This is a genomic window from Nonomuraea longispora, from assembly GCF_004348345.1.
In the GTDB taxonomy this organism is placed as follows: domain Bacteria; phylum Actinomycetota; class Actinomycetes; order Streptosporangiales; family Streptosporangiaceae; genus Nonomuraea; species Nonomuraea longispora.
In genome coordinates, this window is the sequence record NZ_SMJZ01000201.1 from 1 (window position 1) to 16804 (window position 16804).

The following is a 16804-nucleotide window of genomic DNA, read 5'->3' on the forward strand; positions in this document are numbered from 1 at the left end:
GGCGTCCCCACCGGTCCGCGCGCGGGAGCGGCGGCGCAGGGCCGTCGTCGTCGGCGCGGCGCTGGCGACGGCGCTGCTCCTGACGGTCGGCGGGATCGCCGCCTCGGGTCTGCTGGCGCCGAATGGCACCGCGGCCCAGCCGTCCGCGCCGTCGAAGGCGGCGGCCTCCGCGCCGGGTCGCACGGCCGAGCCCGTCGACACCGAGCTCGCCGAAGGGGTCACGCTGCACGAACGCCCCACCGACCCGATCAGGCTGATGTCGTACAGCATCGAGGACAACAAGACCCACGAGGACACCGACTACGCCAGGAACCTGCGGCAGGGCACGTTCGACAAGCGCACCGGCATCCTCAAGTGGCGGGTCTCTCCCGACGGCCGCTATCACGTGATCAGGCAGACGGACTACACCTCCGACGGCTACGACTCCGTGCTCATCACCAACAGCGAGACCGGGGTCAGCTTCCGGGTCAAGACCGTGCGCGAACCTCTGAGCAGCACCATCGAGGGGTTCTCCAAGGACAGCACGAAGATCCTGCTCAACGTGAGCAAGCCGGTCAACGGCAAGAAAGACTGGATCACCACCGGCTTCGCCATCATCCACGTGGACCGGGCCGACCTGGCCAGGAGCAAGGCGAGCGTGGTCGACGTGGACGACGCCACGCTCGGCGAAGGCGACTTCGGCTGGGACGCCGCGGGAGAGGGCGTGGTCTTCTTCCACGAGAAGATCAAGGGGCTGCGCTTCTACGACGCCGCCGGGCGGCCCACGGGCGACGTGCCGGGCGTGGGGGCGCTGGACAGCGGCACCGACCACCAGTTCTCACCCTCGGGCAGGACCTTCGTGACCGACTGCCCCGGCGGTGACGACGACCACTGCCTCTGGGACACCGCGACCGGCAAGCGGGTGCGCTCGTTCTCCTCCGACTGCGACAAGGTGCTCGGCTGGTTCGACGAGACGCATCTGTTCTGCTGGGAGCAGGACAACGGCGCCGGGGACGAGATCCGGGTCGTGACCCTGGACGGCAAGCTGGTGCGCAAGCTGATGGACGTCCCGAAGGACGTCGACCTCTCTCCCGGGTACGAGGTCAACCTCTCCTCCTGAACCCATCGTCACGGAGCACTAACACAACCGCCGCCGGGGTTGTCGTAGATCCAGGGCATGAACACACAATGACGCCATGCCATCCTTCACACCGCTCGTGCCCGGCGATCCTCCGGAGCTGGGCGGCCTGGAGCTTCTCGGCAGGCTGGGTGAGGGCGGACAGGGCGTTCTACCTCGCGAGCACACCCGCGGGCGCTCACGTGGCCGTCAAATGGCTGCGCGCGGACCAGGCGGACGACGAGCGACGCGTCCAGCGCTTCCTGCGCGAGGCGCAGGTCGCCAAGGAGGTGGCGCCCTTCTGCACCGCGGTCGTGCTCGACACGGGCGTCGCGCACGACCGGCCGTACATCGTCAGCCAGTACGTCGAAGGCCCCTCTCTGGAGCAGGTCGTCCGGGACGAGGGGCCGCTCACCGGCGCCGCGCTGGCGGCCACGATCGTCTTCGCGTCCTGCGGGCGGGCGCCGTTCGGCCATGACGGGCACCACGCGGTGACCGACCGGGTGCTCAACGAGCCACCCGACCTGGGGACGCTCGACGGGCCGCTGCGCGAGGTGGCGGAGCGGTGCCTGGCCAAGGACCCGGCTGAGCGGCTGACGGCCCAGCAGGTGATCATGCGGCTGCTGCGCAGGCCGCAGGCCGGAGCCGACCCGCTGAGGGAGGAGACCTGGGAACCGCCCGAGGAGGACGCCCCCGAGCCCGTACGACCTGCCGAACGCACGCGCCGGCCCGTCACGGGCATGGTCGCCGCCGCCGTCGCGCTCGTCCTGGTGTCGGGCGCGGCCGGGGTGGCCGTGGGCAGGGCCATGGACGAGCCGAGCCCCGTCGCCGCCCGGCCCGCGACGCCGGCCCCGTCGGGCACGCCGGAACCCGTGAGGACGGAGCCACCCGGCGGCCGGATGACGCTCTACGAGAGCCCCTCCGACCCGATCAGGCTGACGGCGTACGAGGTGCAGGACAAGAAGGCCGACACCTACGTCGACTACGCCAGGCTGTCGCTGGACGGCACGTTCGAGAAGTATCCCGGCAACACCAAGACGCTCGTCTCCCCCGACGGCCGCTATCTCGCGGAGAGGCCAAAGCTCTACACCGACGACGACTACAGCTCCGTCCTGCTCACCAACAGGGAGGCGGGCACCAGCTTCCGGGTCAGGACCGTGCGCGACGTGCCGGACGTCGGGACGCCGCCGTTCGACGAGGCGCAGATCTTCTCCCCCTCGGGCTCGACGTTCGTGACCGACTGCCCGAGCGGCCACGACGACGACCACTGCCTCTGGGAGTCCGCCACCGGCAGGCAGGTCCGCGCGTTCTCCTCCGGCTGCGACACGGTGCTCGGCTGGTACGACGAGACGCATCTGTACTGCTGGGAGCGGGACAACGCGAGCCTGATCGAGCTCAGGGTGGTGGACTTCGGCGGCAAACTCGTGGACAAGCTCGTCGAGGTGCCCGAGGGGGCGGGTGTGATCGTGCACTACACGGTCAACCCGGCCACGACCTCCTGAGGCCGGGACCCCTCCCGAGAAGCGGCGGTTACCGTGATCGAGTGCATGGAGAGAGGATCGACGGCATGGCGTGGACGATGCGCGGACCGCAGACCAAGGTGGACATCCTGCCGAAGGAACTCGGGAACTTCGCCGACGAACTGCCTCCGGCGCAGCCGGGCACGCTGTTCGTACGGGGGGCCGGCGGAGGGATGCGCGTCGCGCCGGACGCCGGGTTCGACGTGGTGTTCGGGCGGTGCGAGCCGGACGTGCACATCTGCGTCGGCCCGAACGACCCGCACGTCAGTCGTCGGCACGGATACATCACCCGCGAGGACTCCGCCTGGACGTTGTACAACCTCGGCAGGCTGCCCATCCGGCTGCCGGGCTCGCGGCTGGTGCTCACCGGCCACCGGACGAGGTTGCCGGAGGCGCACACGCCGCTGTTCATCGTCGCCCCCGAGCAGGACCACCTGCTCGAGGTGCGGATCGTGAGGGGAAGATCCGAAGCGGACCAGGACAACCGCCATGACGCCGACACCTGCAACCCGCCCGGGTGGGAGCTGAGCGAGGCGGAGCGCCTGGTGCTGGTCTGCCTCGCCCAGCGTTATCTGCGGCCCGAGCCCTGGCCGCAGCCGCTGACCTGGGCTCAGGTCGCCGACGAGCTCCACCGCATCCATCCCGGCCAGGGCTGGACGGGCAAGCGTGCCGCCCACATCGTCAACCAGACGCGCAAGCGGCTCAGCACCAAGGTGGCGGGGCTGCGGGAGGAGGAGATCCCGCCGCCGCTGGGCAACGCGCTCAACCACAACCTGATCACGGAGTTGCTGGCGAAGTCCACGATCGGGCCGGCCGACCTCGCCCTCCTCGACGGGCCCGACCCGACGGACGCTCCACCCGCGTAGCCGGACCCGACGCCTGCTCAGCCGGTGTAGCCGGTGATGATGCCCATGGTGAGGGCGGTGCGTTCCGGGATGTGGTCGACGATGGCGTGCTCGGAGCGGGAGTGTGAGCCGGCCCCGACGGGGCCGAGCCCGTCGAGCACGGGCCGGCCGAGCGCGGAGACGAAGTTGGCGTCGCTGGCGCCGCCCACCCCCGCCTCACGCAGGTCGAGGCCCTGCTCGATGGCGGCCTTGCAGGCCCTCGCGAACAGGTCCTCCGAGGCGGGGTTGGGCGTCATGGGAGGCCGGTTCCAGCCGCCGCCCAGTTCGATGGACACGCGCGGGTCGGGGGAGCGCAGCGCGGCGAGCGCCGCGTCCACGCGGGCCATCTCGTCGGGATGGGAGACACGTACGTCGATGCCGCACGTGGCGCGCCCGGCGGTGACGTTGGTGCCGGTGCCGCCCTCGACGACGCCGACGTTGATGGTGGTGCCGCGCTCGGGCGCGCCCATCGCGGCGATGTCGAGGATCAGCGCGGCCAGCGCGTGCACGGCGCTGGCGCCGGCCGTGGGGTCGAGCCCGGCGTGCGCTTCGATGCCGGTGGCGGTCACATGGAAGATGCCCACCCCCTTGCGGGAGGTCTTCACCGCCCCGTCGATCGCGCCCTCGAAGACCAAGGTGGCCAGCGCGCCCTCGCTGGCCGCCTCGATCCGTTCGCGGGAGGCCGGGCTGCCGATCTCCTCGTCGCCGTTGAACAGCAGGCGGACCGAGGGGTGCGGGAGGCCGAGCTCGCGCAGCCCGCGCACTGCCCACACGGCCTGGACCAGGCCGGTTTTCATGTCGAAGACGCCGGGCGCGCTGATGACGCCGTCGCTGACCCGCCATGGCCAGCCGGCGAGGGTGCCGGCCGGCCAGACGGTGTCGTAGTGGCCGACCAGCAGGACGTAGCCGGGGGCCGTGCCGTGGTAGGTCAGCTCCAGCACGTCGCCGTGGCGCCCGCCGTCGTGACGCTGGAGCAGGTCCGGCTTCCCGATGCGGTCGGCGGCCCAGTCGCCGATGTCGTCGAGCGCCCGGTCGAGCAGTGCCTTGTCGTCGCTCGGGCTCTCCAGCTCGACGAGCCTGCGCAGGTCGCCGAGCATGGCGGGAAGGGCCTGGTGGGTCCACACGGGAGCCGGTGTCACTGATGGTTCCTTAATCTAGAGGGAGTTACCGGACGGGTACGCCCGGTCCGAGGGGAATGCCGAGGGCCCACCACAGCAGGAACAGCAGCGTCCAGGTGACGAGCATGACCAGGCACAGAGGCAGCACGAGGGCCATCAGGGTGCCGATGCCGGACGACTTTCGGTAGCGCTGGACGAACCCGAGCACCAGCACGAAGTAGGGGCTCATCGGCGACAGCGCGTTGGTGCAGGAGTCGGCGATGCGGTAGAGCGCCTGGGTGGTCTCCGCCGGGATGTCGAGCAGCATCAGCATCGGCACGAACACCGGGCCGACCAGCGCCCACTGGGCGGAGCCGCTGGTGATCAGCAGGTTGATGACCGTGACGATGAGCAGGATGCCGATGAACACGACGGGGCCGGTGATGCCGGCCGCCTTGAGCACTTCGGCGCCCTTGATCGCGATGATCGTGCCGATGTTGGTCCACGAGAAGTAGGCCAGGAACTGCGAGATGGCGAAGAACAACACGATGACCGGGGCCATCTCCCGCATGCCGTGCGCCATGAAGTCGGGCACGTCGCTGCTCTTCTTGATGGTGCCGACGATGCGGCCGTAGACGATGCCGACGACGCAGAACGCGACGCCGATCAGCAGCGCGATCGCGCCCAGCAGCGGGCCGAAGTCGAGGTCGCCGTTCTCGTCGCGCAGCGGCGAGCCCGACGGGATGATGGCCAGCGCGACCAGCGCGGCGATCACCAGCAGCGCGATGCCGGACCAGCGCAGGCCGCGCCGCTCCACGTCGGACAGCTTGAGGTCGCCCAGGTCGCCGACGTCGGCGTCGTCGTCGATCGGCATGCTCTTGGCCCGCTTGGTGAGCAGGGTCTCCGTCACCAGCGTGATGATGCCGGCGAGCACGAACGACGAGGCGAGTGAGAAGAAGTAGTTGGCGAGCGGCGTGACGTTGACGCTCTGGTCGATGGTGTGCGCGGCCTCGGTGGTGATGCCGCCCAGGATGACGTCGGTCGGGGTGACCACGGGGCTGGCGTCGAAGCCGGCCGCCACCGAGACGTACGCCACGATCACGCCGATGATCGGGTTGCGGCCCACCGCGTAGAAGGCGAGGCCGCCCAGCGGGATCAGCACGATGTACGCCGAGTCGGCGGCAGCGTGGGAGATCATGCCGGTGAAGGCGAGGGCGAAGGTCACCCAGCGCGCGGGCACGCGGGAGATGCCCCGCCGCAGCACCGCGGCCAGCAGCCCCGACTTGTCGGCCACCGCGACGCCGAGCATGACGGCGAGCACCGTGCCCAGCGCCGGGAAGGTGGCGAAGTTGTCGATGGCGTCGCCGAGCATGACCGCGAGGCCGTCGGCCGACAGCAGGTTCTGGGCGACAACGGTCTTGTTGTCGGCGGGGTTGACCGCCGAGACGTTCAGGGTGGCCAGGAGCCAGCTGAGCGCCATGAGGAAGGCGCTCAGGAAGACGAAGAGCCAGAACGGATGGGGGAGCTTGTTTCCGGCGCGCTCAATCCCATTCAGAACGCGCAGGGTCGCGCTCATCATGCGCGATTCTTTTTCCACGGTCAGGGGGGTGGACATGAAGCCAGATATTAACCGCACTCGTAACGGATGCGCAAGCGGTAAGCAGTCGTACCGAAGCGCCTCCATGACTGTATCAGAGACAAATGGTCTTGGTGAGAGTCAATTGCATCGCCGCACGTCAGTGGTGTTTGTATCGTTCCAAAAATAAGCGTGAAGAAATGCACTGCAAATACGGTTCACTTTTCAACCGATCAGCCACCTGCTCACATAGAAAGCGGCGATACCGATCGACGTGGAGAGCAGAAATCTCTTAGAGATCATGCCTGCCGCGAAAGTGATCGCGCCGCCGATGAGATACGGATTGGCCAGCGTCAGCTCGATGCCCTTTCCCGACGGTGTGAGAACGGCCGGGAAGACCAGCGCGGCCAGCACCGCCGGCGGCGTGTACTTCAGCAGCATCTCCACCACCGCGGGCATCTCCCGGCCGGCGAGCACCGCCAGCGGCAGATAGCGGGGCAGGAAACTGCACAACCCCATACCGATGATCAGCAGCAGCATGCTCATGCCACGTTCTCCTTCTCCTTGCTCGCCTTCGGCGCGTTCTTCCGCGTCGCCAGCTCGCACCCCGCGCCGACCGCGGCCCCGACGATCGCGGCCAGCACCACCCCGAGGTTGTACGGCAGGCCGTGCGCCAGCATCACCGTCACACCGGCCGAGCCGATGGCCGCCGCGACCCGCCAGTTCGTCAGCCCGATCGCGAGCATGGCGATGAACATGGCGGTCACCGGGAAGTCCAGGCCGAGCTTCTCCACGTCGGGCACGGCCGACCCGAGCGACATGCCGATCACCGTGCACGTCATCCAGGTGACGTACAGCAGCCCCGACGCCCCCAGGAAGAACAGGTGCTTGTGGTGGGTGAGCCTGCCGTTGCGCAGACGGTCGATCGCCACGAAGAACACCTCGTCGATCAGCCCGAACCCGAGCACCACCCGCCAGCGCTGCGGCACCTCCTTGACGTACGGGATGAGGATCGTGCTGTACAACAACATCCGCAGGCCCAGGATGAGCGTGGTCAGGATGATCGCGGGCCAGCTCGCGCCGTCAGCGATCAGGGCGAAGCCGACGAACTGCGCGGTGCCGGAGTTCACCGCCATCGCCAGCCCCAAGGTGGCGAACTCCGACAACCCGCTCGACAACCCCAGCACGCCGCCCGCGATGCCCATCGGGATCGCGGAGGCGAGGAAGGGCATCGTGCTCCTGACCCCGGCCAGGAACACCTGGCGCGGGGTGGGTGGCGGCGCCCCGGGTGGCGCCCCGGATGGCGCCCCGGGTGGCGGCCCGGGTGGCGGCCCGGGTGGCGGCTCGGGTGGCGGGTCGGTGGCGGACATGTTCTAGAGCCCTTCCTTCCATAGCGTGCGCACCAGGGCGGCCACGGCGTCGGGCGCCGTGCGGCAGAAGTAGTGGCCGGCCGGGCCGATCTCGGCGAGCCGGATCGTGGCGGCGAAGCGGGACCACTCCGTGTGCCGCCGGGCGTACCCGGGGGTGAGGGGATCGTCGGCGGCGTACACGGTGGTGAGCGGCACGCCGAGCGGGGCCGCGCCCTGCTGTTCGAGCAGGTACGTGTTGGCGGCGCGCGAGTCGTGCCGGAACACTCCCGCCACGAACGCCGCCTGGGCGGGGTCGAGCGCGTCGAGCCCGGTGAGCCCCGTGACGTCGGCCAGCCAGGCCACGACCTCGTCGTCGGTCATCGCCTCCGCCTGCCGGACGGACTCGCGGGTGGTGCCGGCGTCGTGCAGCAGCTTGCCCGCGACGACGACGTGCCGCGGCGGGTCGCCGGCCGCCTCCATCAGGCGGGCCGTCTCGATCGCGAGCGCCGAGCCGACGCAGTGGCCCCACAGCAGCACGGGCAGGCCGACGGTGGCGCGGACCTCGTCCGCCACCAGCCGGGCCGCCTCGCGTACGGACACGAACGGCTCGTCCGGCCGCCCGGCGTCGTGGCCCGGCAGGTCGACGCCGTAGACGGCGACGCCGCCCTCGGCGAGCGCGGTGGCCAGCGGCTCGAAGTTGGCGGCGTCGCCGCCGGCGTACGGGAAGCAGACCAGCGCACACGCGGCCCGGCCGGGATCGTCCGTCAGCGGCCTGAGCAGGCGGCGGGGCCGGGGCGGGGCGTCCCGCTCGGCCTGCGCCTCGAGGTTGGCCTCGGCCACCGCGCACAGCGGCCCGAACGTCGAGTTGCGCATCAGGTCGGTGAGCGTCACCAGGCCGCCCATCTCCATGACCACCCGCATCGCCGACAGTGAGCCGCCGCCCAGCTCGAAGAAGTTGTCGCCGAGCGTGATGGACTCCGCCGGCACGTCGAGCACGCCGGCCCACGCCTTGGCGATGCGCTGCTGCAGAGCGCCCTCGGGACGGCCGCCCGAGCGGGGGACGCTCCGGCCGCCGGAGCGGCGGAAGCGCCTGCGCTCCGGCTCGGGCACCAGCTCGACGCGGCCGGGCAGGCGGCGGCCGTGCAGCCCCGTGCCGACCGTGACGCTCTCGTCGCCTGCCGCGACGAGGACGGCCCTGCCCGGGGTGGCGAACGGCACCCGCAGGCCGTGCGCGTCCACGAACCGCAGGCGGGCGGGGCCGGGCAGGAGCCCCGCCACCTCGGCGGGCAGGTCCTCCGACTCCTCGGCCGCGTCCAGCGCCGCGCTCTCCTCGCCCGGCAGCAGGTCGGCGAGATGGTGCGGGGCGTCGGGGTCGGCGGTCATCGCCTCGAACGCCGCCCGGTAGTACGCGCCCATCCTGGCCACCTGCCAGGGCTCGAAGAGGTGGGCGTGGTAGTGCAGGCTCAGGCGTACCTCGTCGGTGGCGAAGTGCCGGGAGAACTCGGCCCGCACCACGAACTCGGTCTCCGAGTTGGCCCGCACGTCGAGCAGCGCGAACCCCTCACGCTCCTCCAACTGCCGCAGCAGGTAGAAGTGGGTGAAGTTGAAGGCCGTCTCGAACAGCGGGTCCTGGGTCTCCAGGTCGTGCTTCATCTGCGCCATCGGGTAGCGCCGGAACGGCAGCAGCTCCACCTCCGACCGGTAGACCTGGCGTACGAGGCCGGCCCAGGAACCGGGCTCCATGCGGGCGCGGAACGGCACGGTGTTGAGGAACAACCCGACGGCCTCGGTGGCGCCCTCGTTCTCCGGGCGGCCGCTGTGCTCGTACCCCGTGATGACGTCGGGCTCGCCGCTGATCAGCGAGAGCACCTTCACATGCGCGGCCAGCGCGACGTTCTTGACCGGCACGGACAACCGCTCGGCCAGGGCCACGATCCGGTCCGACAACCCGGCGGGCAGCTCCACCTCGTGGAAGACCACGGGGAAGACGTCCGGCGCCGCCGCGCTCCTCGTCCTCGGCAGCTCGGTGAAAGCGCCGTCCGACAACACTTCCGCCCAGTGCGCGCGGTGCTCGGGGTCCGCGAGCGAGCGCCGCTCCAGCGCCACGTAGTCGCGCACGTGGTTGCCCGCCGGGGCGTCGGGCAGCGGCCGGCCCTCCAGCAGCCGGTGGTACAGGTCGAACAGCGTGGTGTGCACCAGCGTGATGCTCCAGCCGTCGAGCGCCGAGTTGTGCTGGCTCAGCGTGTACCTGAACAGGTCGTCGGCCAGCACGTGCACGTGGAGCCGCACCAGGCCGGGCTCGGCCCACACGAAGCGGTGCGCCTTCTCCCGCTCCAGCCAGTCGCGGTGCCACGCCTCCTGCTCGGACTCGGTCATGCCGCGCAGGTCGGCGACCGTCAGCGGGCTCGGCGCGTCCGCGTGCACGAGCTGCAGGGACTCGGTGTAGCCGGTGAGGTGGTAGCCGGTGCGGAAGATCGGGTGGCGGGCGGCGAGGATCCGCGCCGCCTCCTCGAACCGTTCTGCGTCGAACGTGCTCTGGATCGTGTAGCTGATGATGTCGTGGTATTCGACGGTGCCGTGCGACAGCTCGCTCTGGAAGACGAGCCCCGCCTGGAGCTGCGTCATCGGGTACGCGTCCACGACCCCGTCGGGGATCTTGGCCAGGTCCTCCGGCCTGAGCAGCTCGAACGGCCGCAGCTCCCGGTCCGTGCCGCTCCCCGTGCCGCTCCCCGTGCTCTCGCCGGCGACCTCGGCGAGGCGGGCCACCGTCGGGTTCTCGAAGAGCTGCCGGAACGTGAAGTCCAGGCCGAGCGCGCGGGCCCTGGCCAGCACGGTGACGAAGCGGATCGAGTCGCCGCCGAGCGCGAAGAAGTTGTCGTGCACGCCGACCCGTTCGGCACCGAGCACCTCGGCCCAGACGCGGGCCAGGTCGGCCTCCACCGGCGTGCGCGGCGCCTCGTACACGCTGCCCTCCGCCGGCTCGGGCAGCGCGCGGCGGTCCAGCTTGCCGTTCGGGGTGAGCGGCCAGCGTTCCAGCGTCACCAGCCGGGCGGGCACCATGTACGCCGGCAGCGACCGGCGCAGGTGCTCCTTCAGCTCGTCCTCGGGGACCGGCGCCGCCGACACCACGTAACCGCGCAGCCCGTCAGGCTCGCGGGCCACGACCACGGCGTCCCGCACCGACGGGTGCCGCCGCAGCCGCTCCTCGATCTCGCCCGGCTCGACGCGGTGCCCGCGCACCTTGAGCTGGTGGTCCATCCGGCCCAGGAACTCGACGGAGCCGTCGGTCCGCCGTACCGCCCGGTCCCCCGTACGGTAGACGCGTTCCTCACCCGCGTGCGGCGCGGCCGTGAACCGCTCCGCGGTCAGCTCCGGCCTGCCCAGGTAGCCGCGGGCCAGCTGCACCCCGGCGATGCACAACTCGCCCGGCACGCCGACCGGCTGCGGGCGCAACCCGGCGTCGAGCACGTGGACGCGGGTGTTGGCGACCGGCCAGCCGATCGGCACCCGGGTCTCGTCGCCCCGGCACTGGTAGTGGGTGACGTCCACCGTGGCCTCGGTGGGGCCGTACAGGTTGACCAGCCGCGCCGACGGCATGACCTCGTGGAAACGCCGCACGTGGTGCGGGGCCAGCGCCTCGCCGCTGGCGAACACCTGGCGCAGCGGGCCGGGGCCCTCCTGCGCGCCCGACACGAAGTCGAGGAACGCGTCCAGCATCGGCGGCACGAAGTGCATCGTCGTGACGCCGTACCGTCGCACGGCCGCGACCAGCGCCCCGGGGTCGCGCTCCGCGCCGGGCGCGGGCAGGCACACCGCGGAGCCCGCCAGCACACCCCAGAACAGCTCCCACACCGACACGTCGAACGACGTGGGCGTCTTCTGCATGATCACGTCGGCGGCGTCGATCGGGTACGCCCGCTGCATCCAGGCGATCCGGTTGACGGCCGCCCGGTGCTCGATCTGCACGCCCTTCGGCTCGCCGGTCGAACCGGACGTGTAGATGACGTACGCCAGATCGCCGCCGTCCCCGAGCACGGGCGGCGGGCTGGGGTCCGGCGCGTACGCGGCCTCGTCCGTGAGGTCCAGCGTCGCCACCCCCGTGCCCGCGATCGCACCCGCGAGGTGCGGCTGGGTGAGCACCAGACGCGCGCCGCCGTCCCGCAGCAGGTACACGATGCGTTCCCGCGGGTTGCCCGGATCGATCGGCAGGTACGCGCCGCCCGCCCGCACCACGGCGTGGATGGCCGTGAACATCTCCGGCGACCGGTCGGCCAGCACTGCCACCAGGTCGTCCCGGCCCACACCCCGGGCCCGCAGCGTGTGCGCCAGACGGTTGACCCGCGCGCCCAGCTCGGCGTAGGTGAGCCGGAAACCGTCCCCCACCAGGGCGACGGCGTCAGGGGTCGCCGCCACCCTGCGGTCGAACAGCTCGTCCAGCCTCTCCGGCCCGTCGAAGGCGACGTCCGTGGCGTTCGCCCCGGCGCTCAGCGCGCGGTCGGCGACGGAACGCAGATCCAGCGCGCCCAGCTCCGTGTCCGGGTGAGCGCCGGCCTGGTCGAGCAGCAGCATGCAGTGGACGAGCAGGCGCCGCGCGGTGCCGGGGGTGTGGACGGCGGGCCGGTACCGCAACCGCAACGTCAGCCGGCCGGCCTGCCGCGCGAAGGAGAACACGACAGGGAACCCCGGACGCCCACCGCCCTCCGCCGGGTCGCGCGGTGAGCCGTTCGCCGAGTGATCGGCCGAGTCGTGCACGGTGTTGTCGTGCACTGTGTCGACGAGCACCGCCGCGAAGGGGTCGTCGCCGTCGTGCGGCGTGCTGCCGGAATCGCGGGCGAGCAGTTCGATCGGGTAGTCCTGGTGCTCGACCGCCGCCCGCAACCGGGTGGCGACCTCGCCGAGCAGGCTGCGCAGCGTACGGTCGTCCCCGATGGGCAGCCGCAGCGGCAGTGTGGCGGCCAGCGGCGGGGGCCCGCCCGCGACCGGGAGCGCGGGCACGGCCAGGACGACCTCGTCCTCACCCGTGTACCGCTGGAGCAGCGCGCCGGCCGCGGCGACGAGCACCGCGTGCAGGGCGGCGTCCCGGCCTCTGGCCAGCTTGAACAGCCGGCCCGCCAGCGAGGGATCGAGCTCGCGCGCGACCACGGCGACGCCGCCCGAGCCACGGCCGTCAGGGGCTGGGGCGGCGGCCGAGGCGTCGTCGTCCGGGGCGGCCGGCGCGCGGACACCGGGAGAGCCGGTGCCCGCCGGGACGTGGTCGGCGGGGAAGCCGGCGCGTTCGGGCAGGGCCGCCAGCTCCGTACGCCAGAACGCGCCCTCGCGGGGCCGCTGGGCGGCCGCGACCTTGAGCCTGCCCAGGCTCTCGATGGATTGCATGTGCTCCCTCTCACCCCTGATCAGAAGTCGAAGTCGAACGCGAGCTCGGACAGGTCATGGGGGGCGGCGGCCCGGAGCGGCTCACCGAGTGAGCCGAGCGGCGTGCCGGGGTCGGCGAGCGCGGCGTCGAGCAGCGCCAACAGCTCGTCGCGGAACAACTCCACGGTCGGACGCAGGAACAGCGCGGTGGCGTACGCCCAGCGGGCGGCGTAGTCGTCGGGCTCGACCTCGATCTGCAGGTCGAGGTCGAAGATCGTGCGTCCGGTGAGGTCGGGCCGCCAGCGCGGGCGGCCGCCGAGGAAGTCCACCCGCTGCAGCCCGGTGTCCTGAACCGCGAAGAACGTGTCGAAAAGGGGATGCCTGCCGTGTCCGGACGGCCGCCCATGGCGGGCGACGTCGAGGGTGTGGTCCTGGTGGTCGACGGCGGCCACGGCGTGCGCGGCCACGGCCCGCAGGTGCTGGAGGAACGGCAGCTCGGCCGAGGGCCGCGCCCGCAGGCAGAGCGTGTTGACGAACATGCCCAGCACCCGGTCCACGCCCGGCAGGTGCCGCCCCGACGCCGCCGTGCCGACCGTCACGTCCGCGCTGCCGCTCACCCGGCCGAGGAAGGCCGTGTACGCGGCCAGCAGCACGTGGAAGGGCGTCACGGATTCGGCGCGGGCCAGCTCTCTGACCGCCTGGGCCCGGCGCGGGCCGAACCGGAACGCCAGGTGCCCGCCCTCCGTCGTGCGCACCGAAGGCCGCGTCAGGTCGACGGGCACATCGACGGGCGCATCGACGGGCGCATCGACGGGCAGGTCGAGCGGCACGACCGGCCGTTCGAACGTCTCCTCCCAGAAGGCCCGCTGGCCGTCCGACAACGCCCGCCGTTCCGGCCCGGCCGCCCACCGGGCGTAGTCCCGGTAGCGCAGCTCCGCCACCTCCGGCGGCCGCTCGCCCCTTACCAGCGCCGCCCATTCGCCCATGAGCAGGGTCAGGGCGTGGCCGTCGGTGAGCAGGTGGTGCACGTCGAGCGCCAGCCGGGTCCCGGCGTCGTGCCGCACCAGCGCCGCCCGCCACAGCGGCGCCCTGGCCAGGTCGAACGGGCGGACCCAGCGCCGCGCCCACGCGTCGGGGTCCTCGCCCGGCGGCAGGTCCACCGCGTCGATCGTGACGCCCCGCGGTTCGCGGACCCGCTGGTACGGGCGGCCGTCGCCGTCCACGGCGATCTCGGCGCGCAGGATCTCGTGCCGCTCCACGAGCGTGGCGAGCGCGGCCGTCAGGCGCCCCTGATCCACCGGGCCGGGCAGGTCGACGACGACGGGCAGGTTGTACTGGGTGTCGGCCGGGTCCTTGACCTGCTCGACGTGGACGCCGTGCTGCTGGGGCGACAGCGGTGTGCGCTCGGTGGCCGTACCCGGACGCGGCCCGGTGACCTGCGTACGGTCCGCCGCTCGTACGGTGTCGGCCAGCTCCGCGACCGTGCGGGCGGACAACACGGCCGACACCGGGCAGGCCACCCCGAAGCGGCGGCGTACGAGCGCGGACACCCGGGTCGCGGTCAGCGAGCTGCCGCCGAGCCGGTCGAGCGGATCGTCGGCGCCGATCCCGCGCACGCCGAGCACGTCCTCCCAGATCCCGGCCAGGATGCGCTCCACCTCGTCCCGAGCCGCCCGGCCGCCGGTCGCGACCTCGGGGTCGGGCAGCCCGGCCAGATCGACCTTGCCGTTGCCGGTCAGCGGCAGTTCGGGCAGCACCACGAGGTGAGCGGGCACCAGGTGAGCGGGCAGCCTTCGCTCGATCTCCGCCCGCACGTGCTCCGTCTCGACGCGGCCTTCGACGTACGCGCACAGGTGCGGCTCGGGCGTCCCGCGCGGCACCACCGCCGCTCCGCTGACGCCCGCCACGCCCAGCAGTGCCGCTTCGACCTCGCCCGGCTCGACGCGGAAACCGCGCACCTTGACCTGGCGGTCCTCGCGGCCGAGGAAGTCGATCGAGCCGTCGGGCCGCCGGCGGGCCCGGTCGCCCGTCCGGTACAGCAGCCGCCCGGCATGTCGGACGAAGGCCCGCTCGGTGAGTTCCGGACGCCCGTGGTAGCCGGTCGCCATGCCGTCGCCGCCGACGTACAGGTCTCCGGGGACGCCGGCGGGCAACGGGAGGCGGTCCTGGTTGAGCACGTACGCGGTGGTGTTGGGGACCGGGCGTCCGATGGGTACGCGCGCGCCGAACGGCCCGGCGACGGTGTGCACGGTGGAGATGACCGCGTTCTCCGTCGGCCCGTACGCGTTCACCAGCCGCAGCCCGGGACCGGCGCGCAGCACGGCCTCCGCGTGCTCGGGGGAGAGCACGTCGCCCCCGACGAGCAGGTCACGCAGTGGCCGGAACACGGCAGGGTCCGCGTCCGCCAGCCGGGAGAACAGCGCCGACGTGAACAACGCCGTGGTGATGGCGGCGTCGGCCAGCGCCCGGCGCAGCTCCCCGGGGTCGAGGAACGTCTCGCGGTCGAGGACGTGCAGGGTGCCGCCGTTGAGCAGCGCACCCCAGATCTCCCAGACGGAGGCGTCGAACCCGGTCGCCCCCACCTGCGCCATCCTGGTGGTGGCGTCCAGGCGGACGTACGGGACGCCGCGCACGAGGCGCACGACGCCCCGGTGCGGGATCATGACGCCCTTGGGCCGTCCGGTGGTGCCGGAGGTGTACATCAGGTACGCGGGTGCGGCCGCGTCGCCGGGCGCCGGGCCCACCGGCTCCGGTTCGCTCGTCCAGTCGTGGTCGCCGAGGTCGACGACCCGCGACCCGGCGGGCGTCGCGGGCGGCCGTCCCGAGGCGATGAGCAGCTCCGCGCCGCTGTCCTCGATCGTGAACGCGGCGCGCTCCTGCCCGGTCGAGGGGTCGATGGGCAGGTAGCAGCCGCCCGCCTTCAGCACGGCCAGCGCCGAGACGACCAGCTCAGGGGTACGCGGCAGCAGCAGCGCGACCGGCTCGCCGGGACGCAGCCCCGCCCGGAGCAGCGAGCCCGCGAGCGACATGCTGCGGCGGTCCAGCTCGGCGTACGTGAGGATGGTGCTCCCGTGCACCACGGCCGGATGGGCGGGCGCCCGCTCGGCCTGTTCGGCGAACAGGTGCTCGATCCGCCGGTGCGCCGGGTAGCCGGTGGCGGTGTCGTTCCAGCGGCCGAGCCGGGCGTGCTCGGCGGAGGACAGCGGATCGACCTCGCGGATCGTGCGGTCCGCCGGCGTGGCCAGCACGGCGGCCAGGTGGGCCGCGTGGCGGGCGGCCATGCCCGCGTCCCCGCCGGAGGCGTACCGCAGCCGGGCGCCGCCCCCGTCCAGCGCGAGCACCAGCGGGCCCGTCGCCTGCCCGTCGCCGCGCGCCAGGACGGGCAGCGGTTCCGGACCCGGCGCGTACGGTTCGGCGGCGGCCAGCGCGCGCTTCACCTGCTCCGCGAGCGCGGCAAGCGTGCCCGCGGGGTCGATCGTGAAGCGGACCACCTCGTCCACCTCGCCGGCGACGACGCGGAAGGCCTGGTCCCTGCGGCCCGTGTGGTGGTAAAGCAGCGCCGCCCACGCCACCAGCGCGTCCGCCGCCCCGACGCCGGCGGGACCCACGACGGGGAACCCCTGCTCGCCGAGGCCGGGTTCCGCGCCGGCGGGTTCCGCGGTGGCGAGCCAGTCCAGCAGCCCGGTGCCGTCACTCATGGCCGAGCACCCGCGCAAGGCCGCGTACCGTCGGATGGAGATAGAGCTCGCGCAGCGGCAACGCGGGCAGGTCCCGTTCGCGCATGGCCGCCGCCAGCCGGATCGCCAGGAGCGAGTTGCCGCCGAGCTCGAAGAAGTTGTCGTCGTCGCCCACCGGCACGTCGAGCACCGACTCCCAGACGGCGGCGAGCGTCCGGGTGAGGTCCACCGTGGCCTCCGTGGGGGCGGGCGG

The 16804-nt window shown here is 72.4% G+C and carries 10 protein-coding genes; 3 read left to right on the plus strand and 7 right to left on the minus strand.

Annotation, left to right across the window (positions count from 1 at the left end):
* The 3 genes from E1267_RS44920 to E1267_RS35720 form a co-directional block, all read left to right on the plus strand.
* A partial coding sequence (locus tag E1267_RS44920) for a hypothetical protein (RefSeq protein ID WP_165959986.1) occupies nucleotides 1–1099 on the plus strand: 1099 nt, incomplete at its 5' end.
* A gap of 149 nt (nucleotides 1100–1248) precedes the next feature.
* The gene (locus E1267_RS35715; protein WP_132339382.1) at nucleotides 1249–2598 is read left to right on the plus strand and encodes a serine/threonine-protein kinase; all 1350 of its coding nucleotides are present in this window, start codon (nucleotides 1249–1251) and stop codon (nucleotides 2596–2598) included.
* 41 nt (nucleotides 2599–2639) lie between these two features.
* Nucleotides 2640–3482, plus strand: a complete 843-nt coding sequence (locus tag E1267_RS35720; protein WP_220449833.1) for an FHA domain-containing protein — start codon at nucleotides 2640–2642, stop codon at nucleotides 3480–3482.
* A gap of 17 nt (nucleotides 3483–3499) precedes the next feature.
* Here the strand turns inward: E1267_RS35720 and E1267_RS35725 are convergent, their stop codons facing one another.
* From E1267_RS35725 to E1267_RS35755, 7 genes are all read right to left on the minus strand, one after another.
* Nucleotides 3500–4639: a M20 family metallopeptidase gene (locus tag E1267_RS35725; protein WP_342774932.1), complete on the minus strand. Its 1140-nt coding sequence runs from the start codon at nucleotides 4637–4639 to the stop codon at nucleotides 3500–3502.
* 25 nt (nucleotides 4640–4664) lie between these two features.
* Entirely contained in the window at nucleotides 4665–6212 is a 1548-nt protein-coding gene (locus E1267_RS35730; protein WP_132339384.1) for an AbgT family transporter, read from the minus strand.
* 186 nt (nucleotides 6213–6398) lie between these two features.
* Nucleotides 6399–6719, minus strand: a complete 321-nt coding sequence (locus E1267_RS35735; protein ID WP_132339386.1) for an AzlD domain-containing protein — start codon at nucleotides 6717–6719, stop codon at nucleotides 6399–6401.
* Entirely contained in the window at nucleotides 6716–7543 is an 828-nt protein-coding gene (locus E1267_RS35740) for an AzlC family ABC transporter permease (protein WP_132339388.1), read from the minus strand. Before E1267_RS35740 ends, E1267_RS35735 begins: the two co-directional genes overlap by 4 nt.
* A gap of 3 nt (nucleotides 7544–7546) precedes the next feature.
* Entirely contained in the window at nucleotides 7547–12895 is a 5349-nt protein-coding gene (locus tag E1267_RS35745; protein WP_132339390.1) for a non-ribosomal peptide synthetase, read from the minus strand.
* A 20-nt stretch (nucleotides 12896–12915) separates the two neighbouring features.
* The gene (locus E1267_RS35750; protein ID WP_132339392.1) at nucleotides 12916–16572 is read right to left on the minus strand and encodes a non-ribosomal peptide synthetase; all 3657 of its coding nucleotides are present in this window, start codon (nucleotides 16570–16572) and stop codon (nucleotides 12916–12918) included.
* Nucleotides 16565–16804, minus strand: a 240-nt coding sequence (locus E1267_RS35755) for a phosphopantetheine-binding protein (protein WP_246064465.1), incomplete at its 5' end; no start/stop codon positions are given. The genes E1267_RS35755 and E1267_RS35750, both read right to left, overlap by 8 nt.

What these genes read in the sequence shown, in the direction of transcription:
- E1267_RS35730 (WP_132339384.1), bottom strand. Translation starts at nt 6,212, where the DNA reads ATGTCCACCCCCCTGACCGTGGAAAAAGAATCGCGCATGATGAGCGCG.
- E1267_RS35735 (WP_132339386.1), bottom strand. Translation starts at nt 6,719, where the DNA reads ATGAGCATGCTGCTGCTGATCATCGGTATGGGGTTGTGCAGTTTCCTG.
- E1267_RS35740 (WP_132339388.1), bottom strand. Translation starts at nt 7,543, where the DNA reads ATGTCCGCCACCGACCCGCCACCCGAGCCGCCACCCGGGCCGCCACCC.
- E1267_RS35745 (WP_132339390.1), bottom strand. Translation starts at nt 12,895, where the DNA reads ATGCAATCCATCGAGAGCCTGGGCAGGCTCAAGGTCGCGGCCGCCCAG.
- E1267_RS35750 (WP_132339392.1), bottom strand. Translation starts at nt 16,572, where the DNA reads ATGAGTGACGGCACCGGGCTGCTGGACTGGCTCGCCACCGCGGAACCC.